Source organism: Peptoniphilus sp. HMSC075B08, assembly GCF_001815405.1.
Classification (GTDB): domain Bacteria; phylum Bacillota; class Clostridia; order Tissierellales; family Peptoniphilaceae; genus Peptoniphilus_A; species Peptoniphilus_A harei.
Window position 1 is genome coordinate 23,471 of record NZ_KV820433.1, and the last position, 19,148, is coordinate 42,618.

The following is a 19,148-nucleotide window of genomic DNA, read 5'->3' on the forward strand; positions in this document are numbered from 1 at the left end:
CGATTTTTTTATAACCTGTAATATTGTTTTTTTGCCGTCTATTTATGCCAAAATCCACACCAAATGTCCACTTTTTTTTATAAGAGATCATTCATATTTAATTATTAATCATTTAAAATCAATTTTTCTATTCGAACAAAATTAAAAATTTTCACACCGACTTTAAACTATTTTTTTTACTAAGAACTATAATTATTTAAATATAAAAATTAAAATTTTATTTATTAAGTCATTAGTAAATAAAAGTATGCTATAATAAATTCATGAATAAGATAAAAAAAGCTGATGTTTTAGTTATTTTTTTAATAATTATTTCTTCTTTTCTTATTTATTTTTTTACCAACAAGCTACCAAAAGAAGATAATATTTCTTCTAAAAAACTTGTTATTACTGTTGATGGAAAAATTTATAAGGAAGTTGAATTAAATGAAGATACGAATTTAGACCTTGATATAGATACTAAGTATGGCAAGAATGAAGTTCATATAAATAATGGAGAAGTTCATATGCATGAATCTGATTGCAAGGATAAGATTTGCATGAAGATGGGAAAAATTAGTTTGACAGGTGATTCTATTATTTGTCTACCCAATAGACTTATGCTTAAGATTGTTGAAGACAAGCCTAGCGACGAGAGTTTGGATATGATAATAAAATGAGAAATAATAATAAAAAGTTAATTTACCTATCCCTCTTAAGTGCTCTTGGTATTGTGCTTGGTCTCTTTGAGTCCATGATTCCACTACCTGTAGCTATTCCAGGAGCAAGACTTGGATTATCCAATATTGTTGTCCTAGTCACTATAGTTGCAATTGGCTACAAGGAGGGATTTTTTGTAGCTATTTTTAAAACTATATTGTTGGGACTTGTCACTGGAGCGATTTCAAGTTTATTTTTCTCCATGGGTGGGGCTATACTCAGCTCTCTTTCTATGATTTTAGCCCACAAATTTTTGAGAAAATATTTATCTTTAATTGGTATTAGTGAAATAGGTTCTTTTTTTCACAATATAGGTCAGGTTCTTGTGGCTTCATTTATAATGAGGACCACAGCAATCTTAGCCTATCTTCCAATTTTGGTTATTCTTGGTATTTTCACAGGTTTTTTTGTTGGACTTACTTCAATCTATATAGTTGACAACACGAACATTTCTAAGTAGAGGTATATATGGAAAAAATTATTTTAGCATCAAATTCTCCAAGAAGAAGAGAAATTTTGGGAGAATTTATAGATTTTGAAATTATTACAAGAGAAATAAATGAAATTAAGGACGATAGTTTTTCTCCCTGGGCAACTGTTATGGGACTTGCTTTTGGAAAAGGTATTGAAGTTGCAAAAGAAAATGAAAACTCTATTGTTTTATCTGCTGATACCCTAGTGGAACTTGATGGAAAATTAATGGGCAAACCTAAGAACAGGGATGAGGCGAGAGAAATGATTAACTCTTTAAGTGGTAAGGTCCACAATGTTTATACGGCCTATGCTATTTTTAAATTGTCTCAAGGCATAAAGTATGTGGACTATGAAAAATCTTCTGTAAAATTTTATGACTTAAGCCATGAAGAAATTGAAAATTATTTGGATACATTAGAATATGAAGACAAGGCTGGTGCCTACGGTATACAAGGCAAGGGAGCCTTACTTGTTGAAGAAATCAGGGGTGACTTTTTTAATATTGTTGGTCTTCCAATTGGAAAAATAAATAGAGACCTAATTAGATTATTTGATTTTAATTTATGGCAATAAGTGATTGGTGGTCTATATGAAAGAGAGAGATTATGAAAAATACACTATAAAGGAAATGCCAGAGGACGAAAGGCCTCAAGAGAAACTAATTAAGTTTGGTCCAGATTATCTTTCTAATGCTGAACTCCTAGCCCTAATTATTAGGACAGGAAATAGGAAGGGAGACTCTGCTATTGATACTGCTACTAAGGTATTGAGGTCACTTAGGACAGCTAATGACTCTAATGGATTAAATTCATTAAAGAATGCAAACCTTTCTAATCTCATGGAGGTTGATGGAATAGGAGAGGCCAAGGCTGCTATGATCTTGGCGGCAGTCCAACTGGGCATAAGACTTGCTGTTTCAAGTAATGGAACAAAGATAAGAGTTACTTCTCCATCTATAGCTGCTAATTATGTGTTGAGCGAGATGAGTGTATTGGAGCAAGAACACTTTAGGATTATGACCCTCAATACAAAGAAGGAAATAAACTTTATCAGGGAAATTTCTAAGGGGACTATTAATATGACTATAGTCCATGCAAGAGAAGTTTTCAGGGCTGCTATATCTGATAATGCTCACAGCATAATTTTATTACATAATCACCCAACTGGTGACCCCAGCCCATCAAAGGAAGATATCGGGCTAACAAAAAATTTAATGGAAGCTTCCAAGATTATTGGAATAGATATCTTGGACCATATAATTATTGGAGACAACAGATACTTTAGTTTTCTTGAAGAAGGACTTTTATAGGAGGGCTTATGAAATTCTGTGCCTTAGGTGATTCGATTTTTGAGGGATTTTTAGTAGGAGGAAAATCCTTAATTTATTACTTATCGGGAAAAGGTTATGATATAGACAACTATGGGGTTAATGGTTTAACTAGTGACGAATTACTTTTCACACTAGATAACTTAATTCCATATGATGTGAATTTAGTTTGCATTGGTTTAAATGATTTTTATAATGGAAAATCTCTTGATCATGTCTTAGATAATATTTTTAAAATTGTAGATAAGTTAAAAATAAATAAGGGGAAAATTTTTATAATAACACCTTACCCAACGTCTTTTTTAAATCTTGACGAAGCCTATAAAAGTTTTATAAATTTTACTTCTGTAAATAAAAAGATAGAAGATTTTGATAGGATTTTAAAGGAAAGAGAAGGAGACTACAGGGTCGTATCCTTCTACGATTATGCTAAAGAAAACTACATAGAAGAAGACCTTATAGATGGAATTCATCCTAACACAAGGCTTCACAAGGACTTAGCAGCTTTTCTTGAGGAAAAATTAAATGGATATTTATGATATTTTTTGCAAAAAAATTGGATATCGAAAACTTTCAAAGAGAGAAAAAATCTTATCCAGCCTTTTGATTTTACTTTTAATTGAATTTTTATTTTATAATTTTCTATTAAAGAATGAAGTCCAAAGCACATCTGAAGCAATCCTTAAGGATAATATGCCTGTAATCGAAGAAGAATTTACATATAAGGGCTTCCATGACTTCTCACAAGATAAATTAGAAAAAATTGCTAAGGAAAGCAATATAAGTAAAGATAATTTTTCTAAAGAGTCTCAAAGTGATATTGAAAGTTTAATTATTAAGGGGAGCGTAAACTCTAATAACTTAAATAAAATAGAGGACCTTATTAATTATTATGGATATTCTAGCATTGACTTGACTAGAAGTGATGAAGGGAATTTCAATTATAGGCTTAAAGCAGAAAAACCTTCAAAGGCAATATATTATAGCGATTTAAAGAAGGCTTACTTTGGAGAAAATAAACAAATTGAAGAGAAAAAATCAGAAGATAAAGAAAAGCAAGAAGCAAGTGATGAGAAAAACTCTGAAAAAATTACTAATACCAAGAAAAATATTCAATTAAAGAATAAAAAACAAAGTAATATTAAGAATAAAGCTAAGAATCAAAAGCAAATCAAGGGTCATGAAGAGACAATAAAAAATTTAGATAAGAATAGTATTTCAGCTAAACCCTTAAATTTAAGCGATTCAATTAAAAGTGAAAGTATATTTGAACAAGATAAAACTAAATCTAGCGAAGAGGGTTTAAAGTTTATTGAAAGCGATAATATAAAATTAGATTATTATCCAGAAGATGGAATCACATCTGTCTTTGCAAGTAAAAAGAATTTAAATGACAAAGTGAAACTTGGAGTGGACAGGCACTGCAATGGTCTTTCCTTTTCTATATATCTTCCAAAAAAATCTTTTAGAGAAATGGGAACTATAAATATTGCTGGAGAAAATCTTCCTTTTAGTGGAGAAATTCTTGAGAACCAGTGGACTAGAATAAACTTAGCCCAAGACGATATAAGCTATATTTACTTTATAGCAGAAGAGGATGAAGATTTACTTTTATTTTTAAAAGAAGTTGATTACTATGAAGAAGAACAAAGCCTTTACCCTAATTGAGTTAGTGATTAGCATAGGCATAATTTTAGTTTTACTTAGCATTGGAGGACTTAATTTTAAAATAAGGGACAGGGTTCAGGCTAGAGAACAAGTAAAAGAACTAGCACTTGATTTAAAATTTTTAAAAAATTATTCTCAAATAAATAATTTGAGGACTTCAATGACTTTAAATGTCCAAGGTTACTCAATAAAATTTGGTAAAAAGTCAAAAGAAGTTAAATTTAATTCTCTTCTTAAATTAGAGTCCACAAACCTCAGCGAAATTACTTTTTCAAAAAAGGGTAAGCCCTCTTATGTAAATGAAAAATCATCAGCTGGAACAATGATTTTTTCCATTGGAGATAAGAAATATAAGATTACAATACAGCCAGTGACAGGTAAGGTGAATTTTATTGATTATAAAGAATAAGCACAAGGGCCACTTAATGCTTGAAGTTTTATTTTCTATTGCTCTCTTGGCACTAATAGCGTCAACAATTCTTCCTAATGTATTAAGTCTTTTAAAGAATCAGACTTATATCGGCGAGAGAGAAGAACTTATAAGCCTTATGTCATCTAGGATGGAAGAAATAATTGGTAGCTCTTACAATAATGAAGACTTAGATTTTCACTTTGATGATGCCGATGGTTTTAATGATAAATTTAAGATTGAAGTTGAGAAGGAGTCAGAAGATAAGTTAGACCATATAATTTTAAGAGGAAAGAGACGAGGTTCTGATGAAGAGATTAAGATGGAGGTATACCTCAAAAAGGGAGGCCTATTCACTGATTGAACTTGTTATGTCCATGGCCATGCTCTTAATAATTGGGATGGTAATAACATCAATCTTGGGAGTGTCTCAGAAGGCCCTGACAAAAACCTACGAAAATGAAAATATTTCATCTGACTTGTCCTACGCCTTGGGTTACATAAAAGATGAGATCACTTCAAGCGATTACTATACAGTTGTTGGTGGAAAAATTTATTTTATCCAGCCAGTTGAAAATAAGTTTAATTATGTTTTCTTTGGACTAAAGAACAATAAAATTTACAGGTATTCTCTTCTGAGGGACAGGTTAGGCAAAACGGAAAAGATTGAGTCCGACGGAGTCAATGCACTAGTAGACAACATTTCTTCATTTTCTATTGATGATGTAGGAGATTATTTTGCTATAAAAATTGGATATAAGGATAAAGAAGAAATTATAAGAAAGATTGCAAAGAGGTCAAGACTTTATGAGTAAAAGAGAAAAGGGATATATTTATATTTTTACAATTTTACTCATTAGCCTCCTTGCAATCTTTTTTTATTTTATTTACTCCTACATGTCTGGTTCTACTTTCATAAGTAAAAATAGGCTGGAGTCTCTTCAAGCAAACTATGCTTTGGAGTCAACACTTAATATAAAAATCTCACAAGATGACTTTCAAAAAGACTTAGAAGATTTTATTTTTAAAGAATCCTCTAATAAGTTAGGGATAAAAAAACTTCCAGAAGATACAGAACTATTAAGTCTTAACTTTAAAAGGGAAGATTATGAAGATGAAAAAAATAAGTATATAGACTTAATTAGCCTCAAGAGTCAAATCAAATATAAAGATACTCTTGTGGGTGGGAGGATCCGAGGTCATTACATAAATAAAATTTATAAGGAAGAAGATGGAATTCTAAATTCATCTAAAGTAAATGGAGAAGCTTTAAATAGTTTAAGAGAAAAATTTGCATGCGATGATTGGACAGATAAAAATAATAAAAAAATATATCTTGATGGCGATTTTATTTATGATTATCAGGGTGGGGAATATATTATTTTCGAAGAGATAGAAGTGTACGATGAAGAAAGTGATTCTTACATCAAAAAATTAAATCCTCTTTATGATGTATCAAAAAAAGATATAATTATTCAAAAGTCAGGAACTTTAAAATTTTTATCATCTACTAGGGGTCAAATTTTCATAATAAATGATAAAGTTGTGTTTAATGATAATACATTATCTGGTATAATTATTCTAAAGGAAAATGCACAAATTGCTAATACTTGCACTTTAAATGGATATTTAATAGACCTATATGATAGAAACTCAGGTATAGGAGTTAAATATTCTTCACGAGTCTTCAGTTTATATGGTTATTTGTTGCCTGAATACATAAAATTTCAGCCAATTTCACTTAACTACTACGACATAGAAGATAATACTTAAATATGGAGGATAATATGATCAACGCAGGAGAATTAAGAAAAGGACTTACATTTGAATGGGATGGAGATGTTTGGGAAGTTATTGATTTCCAACACGTTAAACCAGGAAAGGGAGCTGCCTTTGTAAGAAGTAAAATTAAATCAGTACTAACTGGTGGAATTAGAGACACTACTTTTAACCCATCTGAAAAATTTGAAAGAGTTGTTATTGAAAACAAAGAAATGCAATACCTATATTCTGACGGTGAACTTTACTACTTCATGGATCAAGAATCCTACGAACAAATCCCATTAGAAAAAGACATGGTGGAAGATGCTCTTAACTTTATTAAGGAAAATGACATGGCTACTATTAACTTCTACAAGGGAAAGGCATTTAGGGTAACTCCTCCTAACTTTGTTGAATTAGAAGTTACTCAAACAGAACCAGGTGTAAAGGGAGATACATCAAGTGGTGGATCTAAACCAGCTACAGTTGAAACAGGCTTTACTCTCAACGTGCCACTATTTATCAATACAGGTGATATGATAAGAATTGACACTAGAGATGGCGAATATATGTCTAGAGTTTAATTTGGAGGAAACATGGAATATTTATTAAAGAGAATATCTTACTTACAAGGTCTTTGTGATGGGTATGATTTAGACACTACTACAAATGAAGGAAAAATTATTTCTGAACTTGTAGATATTCTAAGTGATGTTATCGATGAAATGAGAGAATCTCGTGAAGAAATTGAAGACTATGTAGATATTATTGAAGAAGATCTTGCTGATCTTGAAGATTATGTTTATGAAAATGACGACATTGAATTCGACCTTTATGATGATGATTTCGACTTTGACGATTTAGAAATTTATGACGAAGACGAAGAAGAGGCAGAAGAAGAATAAAATATTTTAAAAGGCGAGGTTAACCCTCGTCTTTTTTAGGATGTAGAATTTTATTTGATTTTTTAAGATTTTATTTAAGAGGAGTTTATATGATAATTAAAGGTGGAAGAGTTCTTGATCCAGTATCTAAAAGAGATGAAGTTTTAGACATAAAGATTGAAGATGGAAAAATTATAAAGATTGCAAAAGATATTGAAGCATCAAGTGATAAGGAAGAAGTTATTGATGCAAGAGAAAAAGTCGTAGTCCCAGGTCTGATAGATGTCCATGTTCACTTTAGGGATCCAGGTCAAACTCAAAAGGAAGACCTAGTGACAGGAAGCCAAGCTGCTATTGCTGGTGGCTTTACTAGTGTGGTCCAAATGGCAAACACAAGTCCAAAAATTGATTCTAAGGAAAAAATAATTGAACATTACAAGAAGGCCAGAGACCTACCCCTAAAAGTTTTTACAGTTTCAGCTCTTACAAAAAATTTTGGAGACTTAGAACTAGTTGATATGGAAGAAAACTTTAAGAGGGGAGCAGTTGCTTTTACTGATGATGGAATCCCAAATAGGAACTCTGAACTTATACTTGAAGCAATGAATAGGGCCAAGGAACTTGACGCTCTTATCTCCTTCCACGAAGAAGACCCAGACTTAATAGGACAAAATGGAATAAATCATTCAGAAGTTTCTGAAAAACTTGGGATATATGGTTCACCTAATATTGCAGAGACATCTTTTATAGCAAGAGACGTGGCCATGGCAATTTACACTGGGGCAAAGATTTCTATCCAACATATTTCCACAGGACTTGGAGTAGACCTTGTGAAGTTTGGAAAGGAAATGGGAGCAAATATTTATGCAGAAGTAACACCCCACCACATAGCCCTAAATGATTCTGCAGTTTTAGAATATGGAAGTCTTGCAAAAATGAATCCTCCACTAAGGAGTGAAGAGGATAGACTTAGAATTATTAAGGGAATAAAAGAGGGAACAATAGAAATTATTGCAACAGACCATGCTCCTCACACTTCAGAAGAAAAATCCAAAGAAATAACTAAGGCTCCATCGGGAATAATTGGTCTTGAGACGTCTTTTTCAATTTGCTATGAAAATTTAGTTTTGACAGAAGAAATTAGCCTTATGAAATTAATTGAACTTATGTCAACAAATCCTGCAAGAATATATGGACTTGAGGGAGGAGAAATAAGCCAAGGAAAAATTGCTGACCTTGCAATAATAGATCTCGATAGTGAATATAAGATAGATAAATATAAATCTAAATCTTCTAATACACCTTTTAAAGACAAGACTTTGAGAGGAGAAGTCCTCTATACCATTTCCGAAGGAATCCTTGTATACAAAAAATAAATATGTCAAAGTGGATACAATGATAAAGGTTTAAGCGAAATTCTTTAAAAATCCTTGTATTTAGTATATTATTAAAAAAGGGAGGTAGAAATGAAAAAACTAAATTTAAAAATTTTGAATTTTAAAAGTATAAAAGATACCTTTAAAAGATTTCCCTTTACAATAATATCAGCTACACTTGCAAGCATATTTTTGATATTAGCAACTTATGATCAATATGCAGAAGACTTTAACAATAAAATGATAACTTACGGTTTAGTTTTTGTTTTTGCTATATTTTTATACGCTTTTATCAAACTTTTTAACGAGGGACTTAGAAATTTTTACGACCTAAAAAATTTAAAAAATAATAATTTATTAAAAATAATTTCTTATGTAATAACTTTGCCCATACTCTACGGGATTTATGAGCTAGTTTATGACGAGTCTGGACCTCTATCAAACTATAATAATAATTTTGTATTTTTCACCTTGATTGCTTTTTTAGTTGTGGGGACTTCTTTCGTGGCAAAATTTAATTATCACGAAGACTATGTAGCCTATGTGGCAAAAATCCTAAGAGCCTTTATAATTTCAAATATTTACAGCTTTATAGTCTTTATAGGAATTTCAGGCATAGTTTTTGCCTTGGACTCACTTTTTAAATTTAATTTTGGATCAATGGTTTATTTAAGAATAGGAATATTTTCCTTTATCTTATTTAACGTGATAACATTTTTCCAAGATTTTCCAAAGGTAAGGGACTCCTTTACAGACTACAAGTATCCCAAACCCTTTAGGATTCTTTTGGTCTATATAATTACACCTTTAGTTATTATTTACACATTAATACTCTTGGCATACTTTATAAAGATTTTAGTCCTTTGGCAAATCCCAAATAACTTAATAGTAAATCTTGTAATTTGGTTTGCATCTTTTTCTGTAGTTTACTTATTTTTCCTTTCAAGAGTGGATTCAATTGGATTTATAAATAAATTTAAAATTATTTTTCCAATAAGTTTATTTCCTTTACTTGGGATGATGTTTTTTGCAATTTACCTAAGAATTAAGGAATATGGACTTACAGAAAACAGATACATTGTATTAGCTGGAGGACTTTGGGTATTTTTATCCTTAATTTACTATATCTTTTACAGGGAAAACTCAAATATAACTGTGCCAATTTTCTTGGCTGCCATTATATTGGTAACTGGAATTGGACCAGCCTCTGCAACAAGACTTAGCACTAGGTCACAAAATGCTAGGTTTGAAAAACTCTTAAAGGAGAACAACATGATTGCGGGAGAAGACATAAGGTCTGATGTGAAGCTCGATAGCTTTGTAAAAAACCAAATAATAGATATAGTTTCTTATATGGATAAGAGAGACAGACTTGAAGATCTAAAATATCTTCCAAAGGATTTTAAACTCAGTGAAGAAAGTTTCACAAGGGTTTTTGGCTTCTCTAATAAAGTTGAAAACACATCTTATCGTGGTTACTCTTATACTGATGGCATTGTCGACGAAGGAGAACTTGGATTTAATTTAGATATAGAAGGCTACAAGAATATTATTTTTGTTTACTCACTAGATAAGGAAGCGAAATCTGGGGATTATAAGTTTGAAAAAAATAATAAAGAAATAAATATTTATAAAAAAGAAAATGGTGACTACCGACTTAAAAAGTCCATTGATCTAGTGGCCCTAAGGGATAAACTGAAAACTCTTGAAAAGACTAAGGACCAAATAAAGTTAGAAGACCTAGCAATAGAAGATGGCAACTATAAAATCTATTTCACAAATATTTTTTTTGGCGATGAAGACAAGATGGAAAATGCCTATATTGAATTCTATCTCTTGACTAAGTAGGAGGCATAAATTGTATTATATAAATTTTGAAAATGATGTTTTTATTGATGAGAACATAGACCTTTCACACCTAAAAGACCTTGTAAGAATTTACATTAATAGGTGCGACTCTTATCAAATCACAGTCTTAAAAGAAGATAAGAAATCAAAAAAAATTGTAGATGACTTGGCTGTTTATTCAGATGAAAATGGATACGAGTATATCTTGCAAGGCATCATTGATGAAGACTTTAAAAAATTAATTTTAGAAAATCTTATAGGTGAAAGTGCCTTAAACTTTATGGGCTTAAGTCTTTATGATGATGGAATTTTAAAATTAGAAATCTTAAATTATGGTAGTGAAGTTTACATCTATGGCTTTGACAAAAAAACTGTAGTAGAATTTGCCGATGAACTTGAAAAAGTTTATGGAATAAAAGAAGTCAACGTCTATATAGATGAAAACAGTGAAAAGGATAATGACCACCACCAACACGACCACGATCATGACCATTCATGTGGGTGCGATTCCCATGATGACCACGACGGTTCATGTGGCTGTGGTGAGTCTTGTAACAATTAAAAATAAAAATAAGAGTCTATCAAGTGATAGACTCTTATTTTTTTATCTTCTTATGAAATTTCTTCTGATATTGCAGAGGAAATTTTTGGTAAAAGTTGTTTCTTTCTTGAGAGAAGGCCTTCTGATAAAAACTTATCTCCAACTAGGTCCTTGTCAAATTTTCTTGCAATAGCTTCCTTGAAGGAACCTGCTAAGATGACTTCGGAAACTTCTTTAAAAATGTCTGTAATCATTAGGACAAAAGTCTCTGCATCAGATGTAGCTACAAAGTTTTCCATGGCTTCTTTTAGTTCATTTTCAACTGAAGCTGTTGACTCTAGGTCCATGGTAAAAATTTGGCAGACCCTTACATTAACTCCTTCAACAGAAAAGTTTTTAACATCAGACTTTAAAAGTTCATCAGGTTTTCTGCCTTCAAGGCTTGTGCCTGCTCTAAACATCTTCATGGCAAAGTCATCAACATCAATGGCTGCAATTTTTTTCATCTTGTTTAAGACATACTTATCTGTCTCAGTTGAAGTAGGAGACCTAAAGAGTAGGGTGTCAGAAATAATTGCTGCACAAAGAAGTCCAGCAACTTCACGAGATGGTTTAATGCCATTTTCAAAAAACATTTTTGAAACAATTGTAGCAGTTGATCCCACAGGTTCGTTTCTAAAATAAATGGGAGAAGATGTGGAGATATTTGCAACCCTATGGTGGTCCACAATTTGAACAATTTCTGCAGCGTCAATGTCGTCAATAGATTGGTTCCTCTCGTTGTGGTCTACTAAAATTATTTTCTTCTTTAAATTTGAAATCAAGTGGTATCTTGAAATATTTCCAATGACCTTGTTCTTGTTGTCAAGGACTGGATAGGACCTAAATCTCGATTGAGACATTTTTTCTCTTACGTCGTCAATTAAATCGTCTTTGTGAAAAACTACTAAATCGTCTCTTGTCATTACATATTCAACAGGCACAGCTTGGGGCAAAAGTCTTGCCACCATAAAAGTAGATAGGCCAGTTGAAATTACTGCAACATTATTTTCTTTTGCAAGCTCCATGAGTTCATCGTCAAGCTTACTAGAAATAGTTAGGATTAAAAGAGAAACTCCTTTTCTTATTACAGATTCTTGGTCCTTTACATCGTCTCCAACAATTACAATGTCCCCTTCGCTTATAAGGTCTTGATTTTTTATGGCCTTGACAGCCATCTTGCCAGTGAATTCTCTTGCTTTATCGGGAAGATAGAGGACCTTTCCCTTAAGTACTTCTAAAATATTTTCAAAACTTGTGTTAGACCTGCCAATGATTGAGTCGTCCCAAATTTCCATGTAAGTTGATGCTATGTTGGAAAGACTCACTATCCCAATTAAGTTGTCATCGTCATCAACTACAGGGAGTGAACTAATATTATTTTTTTGAATTAGGTCCATGGCAGAGGCCATAGAAAGACTTGGGTTGACACAGTAAGCTGCATCAATTTCTATGTCGCGAACTTGTGGCTTAATAGAAGTTTTAAGCCTTGGTCTTTGAACCTTAAAATAGTCTAGGACAAATTCTGTTTCCTTATTTAGGTTTCCCAATCTAATTGCTTCAGCGTCTTCGCCCATCTTTTTTTTTAATTCTGCAAGGGCTATGGCAGAACATATGCTATCAGTATCTGGATTTTTGTGACCAGTTATATAAATTTTATTTTTCATACATCCTCCAAATTTCTAAGTCATTATAACATAAAATGGCATAAATCTTGTAAAATTATATGAACTTAGGATATAATTTATGAGTGATAATATGGATATAATAATAATTGGTGCAGGGGCAAGTGGAATTGTCACTGCAATAAATGCAAAAAATGAAAACAACAAGGTAATTCTTTTAGAAAAAAATGACAGGATTGGGAAAAAATTGTTGGCCACAGGCAACGGAAGGTGCAATTACACAAACATGAATTTGACTGAGAAAAATTATTCTTATCCTGACTTTGTAAAAAGAACCTTAGAAGAATTTACCAATGAAGACTTGATAAATTACTTTAAAATTTTAGGACTTGAATCAACTCGTGACGGAGAAAGAGTCTACCCCATAAGTTTAAAGGCAAATTCTGTCTTAAATATTCTTATTTATTGGCTTGAGAAAAAGGGAATAGAAATAAAAACTAATACTCAAGTCAAGGAAATCAAGAAGAGAAAAAAGGGATATGAGGTTATAACTAATGACGAGACTCTCAAGGCTGATGTAGTGGTAGCTGCCTTTGGTGGCAAGGCCATGCCAGCAAGTGGGTCCGATGGAGTTAGCTTTGAAATCCTAAAAAAGATGGGAATAAGGGTGACTGATTTAAAACCAGCCCTTACTCAATTAAAACTAGATTCAAAATATTTAAAACACCTAAGTGGGACAAAGGTCCTAGGTCGTGCAAGGTTATTAAAGAATGAAAAACTTGTAGATGAGAGAGAAGGGGAAATTTTATTTACTAACTACGGAATTAGTGGTCCACCAATTCTAGATATGTCGGTAAATATTAGTGACAATAACATAATTGAAGTTCCCCTTATAAATAATTTAAATGAAGATAGCATCGACATGCTCTACAACAGGTATTACATGTTCCCAGACTTTTCCCTTGAAGAATATTTATTAGGAATTGTAGACAAAAAGTTTATCCACTATATAGTTGACTCACTAAATATGGACAAAAATATTGCCATGAACATGATTCCTGTTGGAGACTTTGAAAAGATTGTTGGACTACTTTTAAAATCTCGTTTTAGGGTAACTGGAAACACTGGATTTAAAAATGCCCAAGTGACAAGAGGTGGAGTTTCTCTTGATGAAGTAAATCCAGAAAACTATGAATCAAAAAAATTTAAGGACCTTTATATAATTGGAGAGGCCCTTGATATTGATGGGGACTGTGGTGGTTACAATCTTCACTTTGCCTTTGGCTGCGGCTATAGGCTTGGGAAAATCTTAAGGGAAAAAAGCAATTTGCAATAGAAGTTAAATCAGATTAAAATAGTCTTTGCGATTAATTTTGAAATTACATCTTGCAATGGATTTGGAGGAAGTATGTTTTATTTACAGAAAAAATTAAAGGAATTTGGGAATATTTCTGTTGGAATTGTTGGCTCAGGTATTATGGGAAGCTCGCTTTTCACTTTGCTTAGCCAAAATGAAAATTTTTATCCCCTTGTATTTGCGTCAAGAAATAAAAAAACTTTGGAAGCTGCTATTGATGCAGCAAATATAGATAAAAAAGACCTTGCCTTTACTGATGACATAGAAGAAGCTAAGAAGCTTTTAAAAGAAAAAAAATATATTGGAACTACGAATAATTTAATAGCTGCATCCCTTGTAGATTGCCTAGTGGATTGCACTGGAGATACAGAGACAGGAACAAGGCTTTCTCTTATTGCTATTGATAACAAGGTTGACATTGTCAGCCTCAACGTGGAAATGGATGCAACTGTTGGTCCTTATTTAAAGGTCTTGGCAGATGAAAAGGGAGTAGTTTATTCTGGAACTAAGGGAGACGAACCTGGTGCAATTGTAGAAATTTATGAATTTGCAAAAACTTGTGGCTTTGAAGTCCTAGTCCTAGGCAAGGGTAAAAATAATGAATTAAATAATTATGCTACACCAGACACTTTAAGGGAAGCTGCAGAAAAAAAGGGGATAAACCCTAGGATGCTAACCTCCTTTGTTGACGGAACAAACACAATGATTGAACTCAATGCAGTTTGCAATGCCCTTGGATTTGTACCAGACGTAAGAGGCTGTCACTTTATAGATACTGATCCAAAAAGTATTTCAGATGACTTCAAGCTAAAAGAAGATGGGGGATTTTTAAATTCCTATGGAGTTGTTGACTTTGCAACGGGGATTGCTCCAGGAGTTTTTGCAGTAGTAAGACCAAAATCAGACATAATAGATAAGGAAATGGAGTATCTTTCTATGGGTCAAGGTCCAAACTATGCTATTTATAGGCCCTATCACTTGACTAGCATCGAGACAATTGTTTCTATTATAAATGCTGTTGTATTAAGAGATGAATCTATTGCTCCTATTGGAAGGCCTTTTGCTGAAACAGTTTCTGTAGCCAAGAGGGATATCAAAAAGGGAGAGGCCTTTGATTCTATTGGTGGAGAAATGATTTTTGGAAGTCTTGAGAAGAAGGAAGACCAAGAGAAGGGAAACCACCTACCAATAGGAATAGTAACTGAAGGTGCTATTGCTAAGAGGGATATTAAAAAGGGAAGTCTACTCACTTACGATGATGTTTCTCTAAACCAGGACTCAGAAATTGTTAAGTTGAGAAAAATTCAAGATGACTATTTTAAATTGTGAACATTGATGGTATAATATCCTAAATAGGTGATAATATGAGAATAACACAAGAAACAGACTATGCATTTCGTATTGTAAGTTATCTTGCTAAGAACGAGGGAAAGGTAATTGGAGCACCACAAATCGCCGAAAGCGAAGGTGTTACAAAAAGATTTACACTTAGAATTCTTAGAAAATTAAACTTAGCTGGTATTACAGATGCGAAGAGGGGATCTAAGGGCGGATATTATTTAAATAAACCCAAGGAAGAAATCACTTTATATGATATACTTATAGCTGTAGATGGCCCTATTGTAATCAATAGGTGTCTACAAGAAGAAGATTCTTTCTGCAGCAAGCACCCTGAAGGAGATACAAGACACTGTAAATTCCATGTGGCACTTGCTGGTATGCAATCAGAAATAATTAAAATGTTTAAAAGTCAAACAATTGACAATTTCATATAGGCTTTGATGAGGACGGTAACTTCTAGAAAGTGAGAGAACAGTTGGTTGGTGCAAAACTGCCTTTCGAAATTTTACATATCACCTCGGAGCCCAAGAGTCAAAAGCTCTTGCGCTATTTTGCGTTATAATATTAAGTGATAGTTTCCTATAATTAGGGTGGTACCGCGGTTAGTTCGTCCCTTCTCTTTTGAGAAGGGGCTTTTTTTATACAAAAAATTGGAAGAAAAGGAGTTTTAGATGAAAGTATTTAAAGAATTATCTAAAGACAGTGTAAGTGTTAGAGAAGAAAATGTCTCAAAATTTTGGGACGAAATAGATCTTCTACACAAATCTGTTGAAACAAGAAAAGACGGAGAAAATTATATCTTCTATGAGGGACCTCCAACAGCAAATGGTAAGCCAGGCATCCACCATGTCATGGCAAGAACTCTTAAAGACTTGACTTGTAGATACCATACAATGCTTGGTTACCAAGTTAAGAGAAAAGCTGGTTGGGATACACATGGTCTTCCAGTAGAAATTGAAGTAGAAAAAAAATTAGACCTTCACAACAAACAAGACATTGAGTCTTATGGTGTTGAGGCCTTTAATAAACAATGTAGAGAATCTGTTTTTGAATATGAAAAAGAATGGAGAACTCTAACAAGAAGAATGGGTTACTTAATTGACTTAGACCACCCATACATCACCTTAGAAAATAATTATATTGAATCAGTTTGGCACATACTAGATAAGATGTTTAAGGACGGCCTAATTTATGAAGGTCATAAAATTGTTCCTTATTGCCCAAGATGTGGAACTGGACTTGCATCTCACGAAGTTGCTCAAGGTTATGAAGAAATCAAAACAACAACAGCAACTTGTAAATTTAAATTAAAAGACAAGGAAAATGAATATTTCTTGGCATGGACAACTACACCTTGGACACTTCCATCTAACGTTGCCCTTGCTGTTAACCCTAAGGTTGAATATATAAAAGTTAAGCACTCTGACGGAAATATTTATTATGTTGCTAAACCACTTGCAAAACAAGTATTTAAAGACGATGACTATGAAGTTCTAGAAGAAATGCTTGGTAAGGACCTTGAGTATATAGAATATGAACAACTTCTTAAATTCCTAGAAGTAGACAAGAAGGCCTTCTTTGTAATCTGTGCAGATTATGTAACAACTGATGATGGTACTGGTATAGTTCACATTGCTCCTGCCTTTGGTGAAGATGACTACCAAACTGCAAGGGGATATGACCTACCAATGCTAAAACCAGTTGATGAAGATGGTAAGTTTACAGACACACCTTGGAAGGGTCAATTTGTAATTGATGCTGACCACGATGTCCTTCACTATTTAATTGACAATGATCTTATGTTCTCAAAACAAAAGATGCTTCACAACTATCCACACTGCTGGAGATGTCACACTCCACTTATTTACTACGCTCACCCATCATGGTATATAGAAGTAACTAAGTTCAAGGATAAATTAATTGAAAACAACAATGGAGTTAACTGGTTCCCAGACTTTGTTGGAGAAAAGAGATTTGGCAACTGGCTAGAAAACTTAAATGACTGGGCAATCTCCAGATCAAGATATTGGGGTACTCCACTTCCAATTTGGAGATGTGAATGTGGTCACACAGAATCTGTTGGCTCAATTGAAGATTTGAGAAATAAGGCCATAGAAGATGTGGCAGAAGATGTTGAACTTCACAGACCTTATGTTGATGACATCCACCTTAAGTGTCCTAAGTGTGGAAAACCAATGACAAGAGAAGCAGACGTAATTGACGTTTGGTTCGACTCTGGTGCTATGCCTTTTGCTCAATGGCACTATCCATTTGAAAACAAGGACAACTTTGATGAACTTTTCCCAGCAGACTTTATTTGTGAAGGGATAGACCAAACAAGAGGTTGGTTCTACTCTCTTATTGCAATATCAACTTACATGACAGGCAAGAGTCCTTATAAGAATGTACTTGTTAACGACCTTATCCTTGATAAGGAAGGCAAGAAGATGTCAAAATCACGTGGCAACACAGTTGCACCTTTTGAACTATTCGACAAGTATGGTGCTGACGTAGTTAGGTGGTACCTACTTTATGTATCTCCACCATGGACTCCAACAAAATTCGATGAAGATGGACTTCGCGAAATTGAATCAAAATTCTTTAGATCTTTAAGAAACACTTACAACTTCTTCAGTTTATATGCAAATACAGATAAGATTGACCCAAGAGAAGTAAAAGTTTCCTATGATGATCTTGAAGAAATCGACAAGTGGTTATTGTCCAAGTACAACAGACTTGTTAAGAATGTAAGAGAAGATATGGAAGCCTTTGAACTTACAAAAGTTGTAAGAGAAATCCAAGACTTCGTAATAGAAGATATTTCCAACTGGTATATCAGAAGAAATAGAAGAAGATTCTGGAAGACTGACAAGGACAACACTAAGGTTGCAGTATACAAGACAACTTATGAAGTCCTACTTGGTGTTACAAAGTTAATTGCACCTATGGTTCCATTCCTAGCAGAAGAACTATTTAAATCACTTACAGATGAAGAATCAGTTCACTTAGCTGACTATCCAACTTATGACGAAAACATGATTAACGACAAGGTTGAAGAAAAAATGGACCTTGTAAGAGATCTTGTAACTCTAGGAAGAGCATCAAGAGAAGAAGCTAAGATCAAGGTTAGACAACCACTTTCTAAGGTAATCATCGACGGAAAGTATAAGGAAATCATTGGAGACCTAACTGAACTTATTAAAGAAGAGCTTAATGTAAAAGAAGTTCAATTCGAAGAAGACCTTTCAGAATTTATGGAATTTGAACTTAAACCAAACTTCAGAGTTTGTGGAAGTATTTTAGGTTCAAAGGTTAAGGAATTTGGCAAAGTTTTAAGAGAAGCTGATGCAAAAGAATTACTTGGAAAACTTGAAGAAGGAAAAGTAAGTCTTGAACTTGGTGGAGAAGAAACAGAAATTGAAAGAGATTATGTTGAAGTTAAGATTTCTGCAAAAGAAGGTTTCGACGTAATAATGGAAAACAACCTCTTTATAATCCTAGATACAGAACTTAATGAAGAACTTTTAAATGAAGGTTATGTAAGAGAATTTGTATCAAAGATCCAACAGCTTAGAAAGAAAAAAGACCTAGACATTCTTGATAACATAAAAATTTCTTACAAGTCTGACGATGAAGTTGAAAAGGCTATTGAAAGAGATAAGGAATTTATAAAGTCAGAAACTCTTGCTCTTGAAGTTGTTAATGAAGACAATGATGCAGAAGTTGAAAACCTAAATGGTCACGACATAAAAATAAATATAGAAAAAATGTAAAAAAATAAAGGCTCTGGGAAACCAGG

At 33.0% G+C, this 19,148-nt stretch carries 20 protein-coding genes and 1 other annotated feature; of the genes, 19 read left to right on the forward strand and 1 reads right to left on the reverse strand.

Annotated elements, in window-relative coordinates; all coding sequences use genetic code 11:
* Positions 1-263: 263 nt before the first annotated feature.
* From HMPREF3023_RS01625 to HMPREF3023_RS01695, 15 genes are all read left to right on the forward strand, one after another.
* Positions 264-659 (forward strand): NusG domain II-containing protein, encoded by a 396-nt coding sequence (locus HMPREF3023_RS01625; RefSeq protein ID WP_210400906.1) that lies wholly within the window; start codon positions 264-266, stop codon positions 657-659.
* A complete protein-coding gene (locus tag HMPREF3023_RS01630; RefSeq protein WP_070700120.1) occupies positions 656-1,159 on the forward strand; it encodes a Gx transporter family protein in 504 nt (167 codons plus the stop codon). The genes HMPREF3023_RS01625 and HMPREF3023_RS01630 overlap by 4 nt, the downstream gene beginning before the upstream one ends.
* Before the next feature lie 8 nt (positions 1,160-1,167).
* Positions 1,168-1,746, forward strand: a complete 579-nt coding sequence (locus HMPREF3023_RS01635) for a Maf family protein (RefSeq protein WP_070700121.1) — start codon at positions 1,168-1,170, stop codon at positions 1,744-1,746.
* Positions 1,747-1,762: 16 nt separating this feature from the next.
* Complete coding sequence (radC, locus tag HMPREF3023_RS01640; RefSeq protein ID WP_070700122.1) at positions 1,763-2,482, forward strand: RadC family protein; 720 nt, start codon at positions 1,763-1,765, stop codon at positions 2,480-2,482.
* Positions 2,483-2,490: 8 nt separating this feature from the next.
* Positions 2,491-3,039 carry an SGNH/GDSL hydrolase family protein gene (locus tag HMPREF3023_RS01645; protein WP_070700123.1) on the forward strand — a complete coding sequence of 183 codons (549 nt, stop codon included), beginning with the start codon at positions 2,491-2,493 and terminating at the stop codon, positions 3,037-3,039.
* Positions 3,026-4,168 carry a hypothetical protein gene (locus HMPREF3023_RS01650; protein WP_070700124.1) on the forward strand — a complete coding sequence of 381 codons (1,143 nt, stop codon included), beginning with the start codon at positions 3,026-3,028 and terminating at the stop codon, positions 4,166-4,168. The genes HMPREF3023_RS01645 and HMPREF3023_RS01650 overlap by 14 nt, the downstream gene beginning before the upstream one ends.
* The gene (locus HMPREF3023_RS01655) at positions 4,137-4,577 is read left to right on the forward strand and encodes a type II secretion system protein (RefSeq protein ID WP_070700125.1); all 441 of its coding nucleotides are present in this window, start codon (positions 4,137-4,139) and stop codon (positions 4,575-4,577) included. The genes HMPREF3023_RS01650 and HMPREF3023_RS01655 overlap by 32 nt, the downstream gene beginning before the upstream one ends.
* A complete protein-coding gene (locus HMPREF3023_RS01660; RefSeq protein ID WP_246829163.1) occupies positions 4,561-4,941 on the forward strand; it encodes a type II secretion system protein in 381 nt (126 codons plus the stop codon). The genes HMPREF3023_RS01655 and HMPREF3023_RS01660 overlap by 17 nt, the downstream gene beginning before the upstream one ends.
* On the forward strand, positions 4,886-5,392 hold the full coding sequence (locus tag HMPREF3023_RS01665; RefSeq protein ID WP_246829164.1) for a competence type IV pilus minor pilin ComGF: 507 nt from the start codon (positions 4,886-4,888) through the stop codon (positions 5,390-5,392). Before HMPREF3023_RS01660 ends, HMPREF3023_RS01665 begins: the two co-directional genes overlap by 56 nt.
* Positions 5,385-6,350 (forward strand): hypothetical protein, encoded by a 966-nt coding sequence (locus HMPREF3023_RS01670; protein WP_070700127.1) that lies wholly within the window; start codon positions 5,385-5,387, stop codon positions 6,348-6,350. Before HMPREF3023_RS01665 ends, HMPREF3023_RS01670 begins: the two co-directional genes overlap by 8 nt.
* 14 nt (positions 6,351-6,364) lie before the next feature.
* Positions 6,365-6,922: an elongation factor P gene (efp, locus tag HMPREF3023_RS01675; RefSeq protein ID WP_070700128.1), complete on the forward strand. Its 558-nt coding sequence runs from the start codon at positions 6,365-6,367 to the stop codon at positions 6,920-6,922.
* Positions 6,923-6,934: 12 nt separating this feature from the next.
* Positions 6,935-7,243, forward strand: coding sequence for a CD1247 N-terminal domain-containing protein (locus HMPREF3023_RS01680; RefSeq protein WP_070700129.1), 309 nt, complete (start codon positions 6,935-6,937; stop codon positions 7,241-7,243).
* 89 nt (positions 7,244-7,332) lie between these two features.
* Positions 7,333-8,598 carry a dihydroorotase gene (locus tag HMPREF3023_RS01685; RefSeq protein WP_070700130.1) on the forward strand — a complete coding sequence of 422 codons (1,266 nt, stop codon included), beginning with the start codon at positions 7,333-7,335 and terminating at the stop codon, positions 8,596-8,598.
* 90 nt (positions 8,599-8,688) lie between these two features.
* Positions 8,689-10,446, forward strand: a complete 1,758-nt coding sequence (locus HMPREF3023_RS01690) for a DUF4153 domain-containing protein (protein ID WP_070700131.1) — start codon at positions 8,689-8,691, stop codon at positions 10,444-10,446.
* 10 nt (positions 10,447-10,456) lie between these two features.
* On the forward strand, positions 10,457-11,008 hold the full coding sequence (locus HMPREF3023_RS01695) for a hypothetical protein (RefSeq protein ID WP_070700132.1): 552 nt from the start codon (positions 10,457-10,459) through the stop codon (positions 11,006-11,008).
* 50 nt (positions 11,009-11,058) lie between these two features.
* On the opposite strand, the gene HMPREF3023_RS01700 is transcribed toward HMPREF3023_RS01695, so the two are convergent.
* Complete coding sequence (locus HMPREF3023_RS01700) at positions 11,059-12,693, reverse strand: putative manganese-dependent inorganic diphosphatase (protein WP_070700133.1); 1,635 nt, start codon at positions 12,691-12,693, stop codon at positions 11,059-11,061.
* Positions 12,694-12,772: 79 nt separating this feature from the next.
* Between HMPREF3023_RS01700 and HMPREF3023_RS01705 the strand changes: the two genes are divergently transcribed.
* From HMPREF3023_RS01705 to ileS, 4 genes are all read left to right on the forward strand, one after another.
* Positions 12,773-13,987: a BaiN/RdsA family NAD(P)/FAD-dependent oxidoreductase gene (locus HMPREF3023_RS01705; RefSeq protein ID WP_246829165.1), complete on the forward strand. Its 1,215-nt coding sequence runs from the start codon at positions 12,773-12,775 to the stop codon at positions 13,985-13,987.
* Positions 13,988-14,059: 72 nt separating this feature from the next.
* Positions 14,060-15,337: an NAD(P)H-dependent oxidoreductase gene (locus HMPREF3023_RS01710; protein ID WP_070700134.1), complete on the forward strand. Its 1,278-nt coding sequence runs from the start codon at positions 14,060-14,062 to the stop codon at positions 15,335-15,337.
* Positions 15,338-15,372: 35 nt separating this feature from the next.
* Positions 15,373-15,783: an RrF2 family transcriptional regulator gene (locus tag HMPREF3023_RS01715; RefSeq protein ID WP_070700135.1), complete on the forward strand. Its 411-nt coding sequence runs from the start codon at positions 15,373-15,375 to the stop codon at positions 15,781-15,783.
* Positions 15,778-15,967 (forward strand) — a binding site (T-box leader). (Overlaps the previous gene by 6 nt.)
* A 53-nt stretch (positions 15,968-16,020) precedes the next feature.
* Positions 16,021-19,122, forward strand: a complete 3,102-nt coding sequence (ileS, locus tag HMPREF3023_RS01720; RefSeq protein WP_070700136.1) for an isoleucine--tRNA ligase — start codon at positions 16,021-16,023, stop codon at positions 19,120-19,122.
* The last annotated feature ends 26 nt before the right edge of the window (positions 19,123-19,148 follow it).